At 52.7% G+C, this 10358-nt stretch carries 10 protein-coding genes; 8 read left to right on the top strand and 2 right to left on the bottom strand.

Annotated elements, in window-relative coordinates:
• Positions 1–403: 403 nt before the first annotated feature.
• Together ileS and AWJ19_RS08925 are read left to right on the top strand one after the other, a co-directional pair.
• Entirely contained in the window at positions 404–3496 is a 3093-nt protein-coding gene (ileS, locus tag AWJ19_RS08930; protein ID WP_068723035.1) for an isoleucine--tRNA ligase, read from the top strand.
• Between the two features lie 345 nt (positions 3497–3841).
• Positions 3842–4171 carry a DUF5665 domain-containing protein gene (locus tag AWJ19_RS08925; RefSeq protein ID WP_068723039.1) on the top strand — a complete coding sequence of 110 codons (330 nt, stop codon included), beginning with the start codon at positions 3842–3844 and terminating at the stop codon, positions 4169–4171.
• Positions 4172–4208: 37 nt separating this feature from the next.
• Here AWJ19_RS08925 and AWJ19_RS08920 read toward each other — a convergent pair whose 3' ends face one another.
• Positions 4209–4940: a TraR/DksA C4-type zinc finger protein gene (locus AWJ19_RS08920; protein ID WP_068723033.1), complete on the bottom strand. Its 732-nt coding sequence runs from the start codon at positions 4938–4940 to the stop codon at positions 4209–4211.
• Between the two features lie 219 nt (positions 4941–5159).
• Here AWJ19_RS08920 and lspA point away from each other — a divergent pair, with 219 nt between their 5' ends.
• From lspA to AWJ19_RS08905, 3 genes are all read left to right on the top strand, one after another.
• Complete coding sequence (gene lspA, locus AWJ19_RS08915; protein ID WP_068723031.1) at positions 5160–5663, top strand: signal peptidase II; 504 nt, start codon at positions 5160–5162, stop codon at positions 5661–5663.
• Positions 5656–6630, top strand: a complete 975-nt coding sequence (locus AWJ19_RS08910; RefSeq protein WP_068723029.1) for an RluA family pseudouridine synthase — start codon at positions 5656–5658, stop codon at positions 6628–6630. The genes lspA and AWJ19_RS08910 overlap by 8 nt, the downstream gene beginning before the upstream one ends.
• Before the next feature lie 129 nt (positions 6631–6759).
• Entirely contained in the window at positions 6760–8013 is a 1254-nt protein-coding gene (locus AWJ19_RS08905; RefSeq protein ID WP_068723027.1) for an LL-diaminopimelate aminotransferase, read from the top strand.
• An 83-nt stretch (positions 8014–8096) separates the two neighbouring features.
• Here the strand turns inward: AWJ19_RS08905 and AWJ19_RS08900 are convergent, their stop codons facing one another.
• On the bottom strand, positions 8097–8663 hold the full coding sequence (locus AWJ19_RS08900; RefSeq protein ID WP_082707785.1) for a GNAT family N-acetyltransferase: 567 nt from the start codon (positions 8661–8663) through the stop codon (positions 8097–8099).
• Between the two features lie 171 nt (positions 8664–8834).
• Between AWJ19_RS08900 and AWJ19_RS08895 the strand changes: the two genes are divergently transcribed.
• The 3 genes from AWJ19_RS08895 to AWJ19_RS08885 all read left to right on the top strand — a co-directional run bounded on the left by AWJ19_RS08895 (position 8835) and on the right by AWJ19_RS08885 (position 10334).
• On the top strand, positions 8835–9476 hold the full coding sequence (locus AWJ19_RS08895; RefSeq protein ID WP_068723025.1) for a GyrI-like domain-containing protein: 642 nt from the start codon (positions 8835–8837) through the stop codon (positions 9474–9476).
• 92 nt (positions 9477–9568) lie between these two features.
• Complete coding sequence (locus AWJ19_RS08890) at positions 9569–9832, top strand: hypothetical protein (RefSeq protein WP_068723023.1); 264 nt, start codon at positions 9569–9571, stop codon at positions 9830–9832.
• Between the two features lie 295 nt (positions 9833–10127).
• The gene (locus AWJ19_RS08885; protein WP_068723021.1) at positions 10128–10334 is read left to right on the top strand and encodes a helix-turn-helix domain-containing protein; all 207 of its coding nucleotides are present in this window, start codon (positions 10128–10130) and stop codon (positions 10332–10334) included.
• The last annotated feature ends 24 nt before the right edge of the window (positions 10335–10358 follow it).

Raw genomic sequence — 10358 nt, 5'->3', positions numbered from 1 at the left:
GTCCCGCCCAGCGCTGCCCTACGGGATCGCGGGGCGGGTGCCCCTACAAGAGCAAAGGCACAAGCAAGCGGCGGCTGCGGCCCGCCGCTGGGGGCGTCCCGCCCAGCGCTGCCCTAACGGGATCGCGGGGCGGGTGCCCCACAAGAGCAAGGGCCACAAAAGCAAGGGCAAGCGGGCGGCGCGGCTAGCGTGCCTGAGGTAAAGCGGGCCGCTTGCGGCGGTAAGCGCGGATTACAACCAAATTAACAACCATACCGCCTCTGTCCCGGAGCTAGACAACTTTCCGGGTGTCCAGAGGGCCGGGGCCCTCGGGGTCCCCCTTGGCTAAGGGGGATTTAGGGGGATCGAAAAAGCTTTTTAAGCTTGGTTTTAAGATTACATCATTGAAAGGATTGACCCTCAAATGCAAAAAGTAGATGTCAAAGAGAAGGCGCGGGCAAGAGATGTCCGCATCCTGAAGAAATGGAGCGACGAGGATACGTTCCGTAAATCGATGGAGAACCGGGCTGGCCGTCCGAACTATGTGTTCTATGAAGGACCGCCGACAGCGAACGGGGTGCCGCATATCGGGCACGTGCTGGGCCGCGTAATCAAGGACTTTATCGGCCGTTACCAGACGATGAAGGGCTTCCGCGTCGTGCGCAAAGCGGGCTGGGATACCCACGGTCTGCCGGTTGAGCTTGGCGTGCAGAAGAAACTTGGCATCTCCGGCAAACAGGAGATTGAAGAGTACGGCGTTGAGAAGTTCATCAAGGAATGTAAGGAAAGTGTCTTCGGATACGAGAAGCAGTGGCGTGAATTTACGGAAGCAATCGGCTACTGGACGGACCTGGATAATCCGTACGTAACGCTCGATAACACATATATCGAGAGTGTATGGAACATCCTGGCTACGGTTCATGACAAAGGCCTGATGTACCGTGGACACCGCGTAAGCCCGTATTGCCCTAGCTGCCAGACGACGCTGAGCTCCCATGAAGTGGCGCAGGGCTACAAGACCGTTAAGGATCTGAGTGCGACAGCTAAGTTCAAGCTTGAAGGCAGCGGCGACTATGTGCTGGCTTGGACGACTACACCTTGGACGCTTCCGGCGCATATGGCGCTCGCCATGAACCCTGAGATGGAATATGTGCGTGCCCAGCAGGAAGACGGCGTGTACATCCTGGCGAAGAACCTGGTGGATGAAGTGCTGAAGGGCGAATACACGATCCTGTCCACTCACACAGGTGCGGACTTTATCGGCCAGAGCTACACCCCGCCGTTCAGCTATATCCAGGCTGAGAAGCACAATGTGATCGTGGGCGCATCCTTTGTTACGGATTCCAGCGGTACGGGGATCGTACACATGGCTCCGGCGCATGGTGAGGATGACTACAAGAGCTGCCGCGAGAACGGCATCAGCTTCGTGAACGTTGTGGATACTTCCGGTAAGTATACCGCTGTGGTAAGTGATTTTGCCGGACGGTTCGTGAAGGACGTCGATCTGGATATCATCAAGGTGCTGTCCGAAAAAGGACTGCTCTACAATAAAGAGAAATACGAGCACAGCTACCCGTTCTGCTGGCGCTGCGATACCCCGCTGCTCTATTATGCAACAGACAGCTGGTTCATCCAGACAACAGCGATCAAGGATCAGCTGATTGCCAACAATAATACAGTAGACTGGTACCCGGACCATGTACGTGAAGGCCGCTTCGGCAAGTTCCTGGAAGAGCTTGTGGACTGGAACATCAGCCGTAACCGCTACTGGGGAACTCCGCTGAACGTCTGGGTCTGCCAGGATACGGGCAAGGAATTTGCGCCGCACAGCATCGCTGAGCTGCGTTCGATGGCGATCGGCGATGTGCCGGAAGACATCGAGCTGCACAAGCCGTATGTGGACAACATTAAACTGCGCAGCCCGTTCAGTGAGGGCGGCGTGATGGTGCGTACCCCGGAAGTAATCGACGTATGGTTCGACAGCGGCTCGATGCCGTTCGCACAGAGCCACTATCCGTTCGAGAACAATGAGACCTTTGAAGACCAGTATCCGGCGGATATGATCTGCGAAGGGATCGACCAGACCCGCGGCTGGTTCTACAGTCTGCTGGCGGTATCGACGCTGTTCAAGGGCAAAGCGCCATACAAGGCGGTTATCGCCCACGGCCACATCTTCGATGAGAACGGCCAAAAAATGTCCAAATCCAAAGGCAACGTAATCGACCCGTGGGAAATCATGAACGAATACGGCACCGACGCATTCCGCTGGGCGATCCTGTCTGACAGTGCGCCTTGGAATAACAAACGCTTTTCGCGCGGTCTCGTTGGTGAGACCAAATCGAAGGTAGTGGATACGCTCGTTAATACCCATGCGTTCCTGACGCTGTATGCCGGCATCGACGGCTATGATCCTGCCGAGCATCCGTTCAAGGTGTCAGAGCACAAGCTGGACCGCTGGATTCTCTCCCGCCTGAACAGCCTGATCCTGCTGGTGGATAAAGGCCTGGCCGTTAACGACTTTGTTAACACCTCCAAAGCGGTTGAGAACTTCGTCGATGAGCTGAGCAACTGGTACATCCGCCGTTCCCGTGACCGTTTCTGGGGCAGCGGGCTTGGCGAGGAGAAGCTGGACGCTTACCGCACACTGACTCATGTTCTGCTTAAGACAGCTACGCTGATGGCTCCGTTCACACCGATGCTGTCCGAGGATATCTTCACGAACCTGGGCGGCGGGGAAAGCGTGCATCTTGCTGACTATCCGAAAGCAGACGAAAGCCTGATCGACCTTACGCTTGAACGCGACATGGAAAGCGCCAGAGGCATTGTCGAGCTGGCCCGCAACGTGCGCAACGAGACCGGCATCAAGAACCGTCAGCCGCTGTCCGAGCTGATCGTGTCGCTGGACCGTGACTTTGATATCGCCGATTACGAAGAGATCATCAAGGATGAGATCAATGTAAAATCAATTGTCCTGGAGAACAGCGACAGCGGCTTTGTAGACTTTACCCTGAAGCTGAACCTCAAAGTAGCCGGTAAAAAATACGGCAAAAACGTCGGCTTCATCCAGGGCTTCCTCAAAGGCATGGATAGCGATGCTACCCGCAAGGCAGTTAATGAGGGCGTAGTAGCTGTTGTCTCCCCTGATGGCGAAGAGCTGCAAATTACAGCAGAGGAGCTGCTTGTAGAGAAGCAGGCCAAATCCGGCTTTGCCGCAGCTTCCGGCTACGGGCTGACCGTAGCGCTGAACACCGAAATCACGCCTGAGCTGGAGCAGGAGGGCTGGGTGCGTGAGATCATCCGTGCGGTGCAGGATTACCGTAAACGGCTTGATCTGGCGATCGAAAAGCGGATCGACCTGACCCTGCAGCTGGATGATGAGCTGAAAGCGGCAGTAACTGCTTTTGAACATGTGCTGCGTGACAACGTACTGGTTGCTGAGCTTGCTTTTGACGGTGAACACAGCTTTGAAGCAGTGGATGTCAGCGGTAAATCGATCGGCATCTTTATCAAGGGTTAAAGCCCTGCCAGCAAGTGCATTACCTGTCCCGAATTGGCATATACTAGCGGCATAAGAAGAAACGTCCAGATGGCCCTGATTGCAGGGGCATGTACTTTCTTGGGTATGCGCCGCATGAGCAGTCCGTGTCCCTGGAGAGCTTTTCTCCGGGGGGCGGGCTTTTTATGTGCCCAACAGAGTTGGAACGTGCAGGTAATGCAGTTATGCTGGGACAAGGAGCTGATAAGGATGGCGGACAGGCAGGAGGAACACGGGCGGTCTGTACAGGGAAGCAGAATCACGGTTAAAACCTCCGGGGAGAGTGGCGGACAGTCCGGGGAGAAGCAGTGGAATGCAGGCGGTGAGCTGCAAAGTACAGGGCAGGATCAGCCAATTAGCCAGGAGGAAAAGCTGAATGCCGTCTACCGGCTGACTACCGGACTGGCCCAGCAGATGGAGAAGGCGCGGATTGCCGAGTATACCGAGCTTTTGCACAGCCCCTTCCGCCTGATCTGGCTGAACATTCTTTCAGGAACGGCACGCGGAGTGGGGATTGCGCTCGGCTTTACCTTTTTTGCGGCGACAATTATTTATGTTCTGCAGGTGCTGGGTGCGCTCAATCTGCCGATCATCGGGGACTATATCGCCGACATTGTGCGGATCGTACAGCATCAGCTGGAGCTGAAGACGTTTTAGCGTGGATTTTTAATTTAGAAAAAAGGAGCAGCCGCAGCTACTCCCGTGATCTTTTTCCATTCGGGTCAAGCAGATAATCGCCTTCCTCACTGTCCATATAATGACGGTAGCTGTTGCCTCTGATGATGGTAAGATGATTGCCGGCAATGTCGGTCGCGACAAAATTTTCCCACGGCTCCACGAAACCCTCGGTTTCGTCCGCCTCAATCTCCATATCATTATAGGAGCGGATTTCATTGTCTTCGGCCATGGCCGGGGAATTCGAGCTGCCCCAGCTTTCAACAATCTGCCAGGCATCCTCCCCGTCGATCCCGTTCTGCTCTTCGCGTTCGTCCAGGCTTGTCCGGCCGAACGGCGGAGACAGAAACTCTTCCTCTGCAGGCCGTGTAAAAGGCGAGAACTGGCGCGGATTATGCTCTTTACAGTAACGGGTTGAGGGGACAACGGACAAACGTTCATACGGGATATCCCCGCCGCAGACGGCACAGCTGCCGTAACTGCCTTCTTCCATTGCGGTCAGGGCATCATCGATTTCCTCAAGCTCATGCTCATCGCGTTCTACGAGGGAGATATCCATCGAGCGGTGGTACAGCTCTGTTGCCGCATCCCCGGGGTGATTGTCGATGACGGACAGCTCGCCGGTATTATCACGCAGCGATTCCTGCAGCCCGTAGTGCTCATTATTTTGCAGACGGTGGCGTATGTCCTCCTGCTGCTGAAGCAGTGCTTGATGCAGGCGGGCCAGCTGCTCTGATGTCAGGTGACTCATGGACGATGCTCCTCTCAGGTGCTTTTTATCGAAACGGTTCCTTCAAGGATAGCTTGGCCGGAGAGGCACGGTTTTACCGCTGGAAAATGTTTTTAGCCTGAGGCTTTTTGCCCAAGCCATGAATAGACGGGTTCTTGAGGCCTGTGCTACAATATACAAGTCTTTATTCAGTATTCGTACCGCATCCGCGGGAAAAATAAGAACGGAGTGACAACTTCTGTGGTGTACTTTCTGATTGCGCTAATTGTATTTTTGATTGACCAGGGTACCAAATATGTGATTGCTACCCGGCTTGAGCTCGGAGAGCAGATTCCGGTTATTAATGATTTCTTCATTATTACCTCACACCGCAATCGTGGAGCCGCTTTCGGCATCCTTCAGGGACAGCAGTGGTTCTTCATTATGATTACAACCGTGGTTGTGATCGGTATCATCTGGTACCTGAACAAAGCCCGGAAGACCCGCAAGCTGCTGCCTACGGCGCTGGCTCTGGTGCTCGGCGGAGCGATCGGCAATTTTTTGGACCGTCTGCTGAACGGAGAGGTTGTAGATTTTCTCATGTTCAATTTCGGCAGCTACACCTTCCCGATCTTCAACGTGGCCGACTCCTGTATTGTAATCGGGGTAGCGCTGATTATTCTGGATACGCTGCGTGATGTGAAGGGCGGAGAGGAAATCACCGAAGTTAAGGAAGCAAAGGAAGTCAGAGAAGGGAATGAATGAGTTGAACAAGGACTTTGGCGAATTGGTGGCTGAGGGCGCCTCAGAGGAGGACAAGGACGTCACTGCGTGGACGGTTGCATTAGAAAACGCCAAGGAACGGATTGATAAATACATCACTGAAGCCTGGGAAGAGGAAATTTCCCGTTCGCAGGTACAGCTATTGATTTCAAACGGGCATGTTACGGTAAACGGGGCTCCTGTAAAAGCGAATTATAAGCTGTCTGCAGGCGATGTTGTTGCTGTAACCGTACCGGAACCGGAAGTAACTGACCTGGTACCCGAAGATATTCCGCTTGATGTGGCTTATGAAGACAGCGATGTTATTGTGATCAACAAGCCGCGGGGCATGGTTGTGCATCCGGCTGTAGGGCATCCGTCAGGTACCTTGGTCAATGCGCTGATGTATCACTGCAAGGACTTGTCCGGTATTAACGGCGAGATCCGCCCGGGCATTGTGCACCGCATTGACAAAGACACCTCCGGCCTGATTATGGCCGCCAAAAACGACGCCAGCCACGCCTCGCTCGCAGCCCAGCTGAAAGAGCACAGCGTAACCCGGCGTTATATTGCGGTTGTTCACGGTAACGTATCACATGACAAGGGAACAGTGGATGCGCCGATCGGCCGTGATCCCCACGACCGCAAGCTATACACCGTAACCGAGAAGAACAGCAAGAGGTCGGTGACCCATTTTACCGTGCTGGAGCGCTTGGGGGATTGTACCCTGCTGGAGCTGCAGCTGGAGACAGGCCGTACCCACCAGATCCGTGTGCATATGAAGTTCATCGGGCATCCGCTGGTCGGAGATCCGGTGTACGGGCGCAGCAAGGGCATCACCATGAACGGACAAGCACTGCATGCCGCTATACTCGGCTTTGTGCATCCTTCGACCGGAGAATATATGGAGTTCAGCCGGCCGATTCCTGAGGATATGGAAGATTTGCTGTTCCAGCTGCGGAGCAGATAAGTACAAATGAAGTGATGATAAATCCATGGTTTTGCAGGCGGTTTTGCTTCATATTTAGATTATGGGATGTAAAATCGTCCTGCATGGGTTGCATAGTTATAAATAATGCCAGGAGATGAGAACAAGAATATGAGTATCGAACAATATCAGAGCACTTTTATTCAGACGAATTTTGCTGACCGCATCGGCGGCGCTAACTACGGCAAGGATACCAACATTTATAAATTTGAAAAAATCAAACGCGCCAAAGCATCGGCGAAGCAGGATTTCCCTGATATCGAGCTGATCGACATGGGCGTAGGTGAACCGGACGAAATGGCTGACGAAGGCATTGTTGCCAAGCTGGCTATGGAAGCTGCGAAGGAAGAAAACCGCGGTTATTCCGATAACGGAATTCCAGAATTCAAAGCAGCAGCTGCTGCTTACCTGAAGGAAGTATTCCAGGTTGAAGGCATTGATCCGGTTACAGAAGTGGTTCACTCCATCGGTTCGAAGCCGGCCCTGGCCATGCTGCCATCCGCCTTCATCAATCCGGGAGACATCACGATCATGACAATTCCGGGTTATCCTGTACTGGGCACACACACCAAGTATCTGGGCGGACAAGTCTATACTGTAGAACTCAAGAAGGAGAACAACTTCCTGCCTGACCTGAACTCCATTCCGGAGGACATCGCCTACAAAGCGAAGCTGCTCTACCTGAACTATCCGAACAACCCTACAGGCGCAAGTGCAACTCCTGAGTTCTTCGCTGAGGTTGTAGTCTGGGCTAAAAAATACAATGTTGTAGTTGTCCACGATGCTCCTTACGCAGCCTTGACTTATGACGGCGTGAAGCCGCTGAGCTTCCTGTCCGTACCTGGCGCGAAGGATGTCGGCGTAGAACTGCACTCCCTGTCCAAGTCCTATAACATGACCGGCTGGAGAATCGGCTTTGTTGCCGGCAACCCGCTGATCGTAAAAGCATTCAGCGACGTTAAGGACAACAACGACTCCGGTCAGTTCATCGCAATCCAGAAGGCTGCCGCTTACGGTCTGGCTAACCCGCAGATCACCGAAGCGATTGCCGCCAAGTACTCCCGCCGCCACAACATGCTGGTGGACGCGCTGAACAGCCTGGGCTTCAAAGCCGAGAAACCGAAGGGCTCGTTCTTCCTGTATGTAGCTGCACCTAAAGGTGTCAAAGGCGGACGCCGCTTCGAATCCGGTGAAGACTTCTCCCAATTCCTGATCCGCGAAAAGCTGATCTCCACTGTGCCTTGGGATGATGCCGGCCCGTTCGTCCGTTTCTCCGTAACCTTTGTAGCCAAAGGCGAGGAAGAAGAAAAACGTGTAATCTCCGAAATTCAAAGACGTCTCTCCGACGTTGAATTCGAATTTTAATGATAAAGCCGCCGCGGTCTTAACAGACTGCGGCGGCTTTTTTATGCGTGGTGGAAATGGGGGATTACGGTGATGGGTACGTATTATTTTGCCGGCGGGCGGTATGCCTTTTTATGAAAAGCATTGATGTACTTAAACAGGGACTCCCCGTTATCCGTTACTGCAACTCCCGCCGCAAGCGGCTTCAGCATGGCCTGATACGGCTCCGGAACCCAGATATACTGATGCACGTAAGGGGTAAGGATGAAGCCGTTCTTTTCCCAGAAATGAATCCGCTCTGTATGCTCCTCCGACCTTCCGGATTCCGCCTCGATAATGACTCCCTGCACGCTATGTTCCTTCTGTGCCCACTCCACGACGGAGTTCAGCAGCAGCGTACCGGTTCCCCGCCCGCGCAGCTCCCGGCTGACTGCCAGATAATCAATGATGAGCCGCCGGCCCTCTTTGCCGTCGATAACACCTGTAACAGCCATCCCGGCTGCCTGTCCATTTAACATTCCGGCGTGCAGATAACCGATTCCAAGGTCCAGCATACTGTGCAGGATTTTTTCCGGCTTGGCCCCGCTGGGAAAAGCTTCGCGGTACACCGGCTCCACGGACCTCCATAGCTCATCGTCCCACTCTGCAATAGTTATTAGCTCCATGTTCATCCTCAAGTCGCCTCCGGATTTATCATAACAGACCGGGCGGGGCATAGTAAAAAATGGTGCTGTAGCGGTATAGAACGGGTTATCTTTTGCAGGCTGGCTGTAATATGACATACAGGTGTCTATTTCAATCGGGTAGAATGATAGCATAAGCCCAAATAAAGAGGTGTACATATGGAAAAACTGGATTATAAAAAAGCATTCAAAGAACTTTACCAGCCCAAGACACTACCTGGTGTGGTTGATGTGCCTGAAATGACCTTTATCCAGGTGGACGGACAGGGTGACCCGAATGAGCCGGAGGGCGAATACCAGCGGGCTGTAGAAATACTCTATGCGCTGTCCTATGCGATCAAAATGGCCCCCAAAAACGGTCCGGCACCAGAAGGATACTTCGAGTACGTCGTGCCTCCGCTGGAGGGTCAGTGGTGGCAGGAGGGGATTCACGGAGTGGATTACACCCGAAAGGACAAGTTCTGCTGGACCGCGATGATCCGACAGCCTGAGTTCGTGGACTCGCAGGTGTATGCTGCTGCTGTGGAGACAGTTGCCCGCAAAAAACCGCAGATCGATGTTGCCAAAGCCCGGCTCGTAACCTTTACGGAGGGGCTGTGTGTCCAGTGTATGCATATCGGCAGCTATAATGAAGAACCGGCGACCGTTGAGAAAATGAATAACTATATAGCAGAGCAGGGCCTGCTGTGTGATTTGTCAGACATCCGGAAGCATCATGAAATTTATCTGTCCGACCCGCGCAAATCGGATATAGCGAAGCTGAAGACAATCGTGCGGCATCCTGTGCGCAGGGCTGATTAAAACTGGAAAATATTAGACTTAATGGTAAAAGGACCGAGGATTGGGTAAGTACAAGTTGAGCCTGTCCAATGTCAACCGGAGGAGTGATGTGCGTGAATCATTCAGCTTCAAAAGAGTCCGAGAATGACGGTGCTGTACCCACCTGGCAACTGGCCTCCCTTCCTGTGATGCAGCGTCATACCGAAGCTTATATTGATGAACAACTGCTGCCCCAGCAGCGGATTGAGGCCGGCGGGCCGCCACAGCGGGTGAGCTTAAGCAGCTTCCCTGCTCCAATCCGTTACATCGGCTATGCTGTGGTGTATGGCATCCCTCTGATCGTCTTGGTTTTGATTCTCATCAGCCTTTTTAAATAAGCCGGCGTTTTTTGCCGCTGATGGTTCTTGCCGATTGTATTGTTTTCAATCGTTTGCTTTCAGTCTTTTGTAAGCTGAACTTATACCTCAAGGATTTTGCCATTGCAGCAGGTCCGTTTTTGAGTTCTCAACCATGCTAGTTGGATTTTCGACACTTAAATCCGGTATTTTCCGATATCTACAGCTATTAGTTGGAAAAAAGGCATCTATATAGAACGCATTTAATAAACTAACATAATTTTCTCGTCGCCAAATCGGGTAATACCTAGTAAATAAACTCGAGGCGGCGATGAAAATGAGTAACAAAGAGATTGAGCAATTGAATACAGCGATGAAACAAACTTCAGATAAACGACTTTACGAAAGATATTTAGCGGTTCGCCTTCGCCTCGAAGGCCATACTTTTGAGGACATAGGTGAGCTACTTAGTCGTGCACGTCAAACGATCAGTATTTATTGGCAAGCCTATCAGACCCAATCTACATTTAATGGAATTATATAGCAAATACGTAGTACCGAATCCTTT

The organism is Paenibacillus sp. DMB5 (assembly GCF_001517085.1).
Classification (GTDB): Bacteria; Bacillota; Bacilli; order Paenibacillales; family Paenibacillaceae; genus Paenibacillus_AQ.
This window is presented reverse-complemented; position numbering and strand designations above follow the sequence as displayed.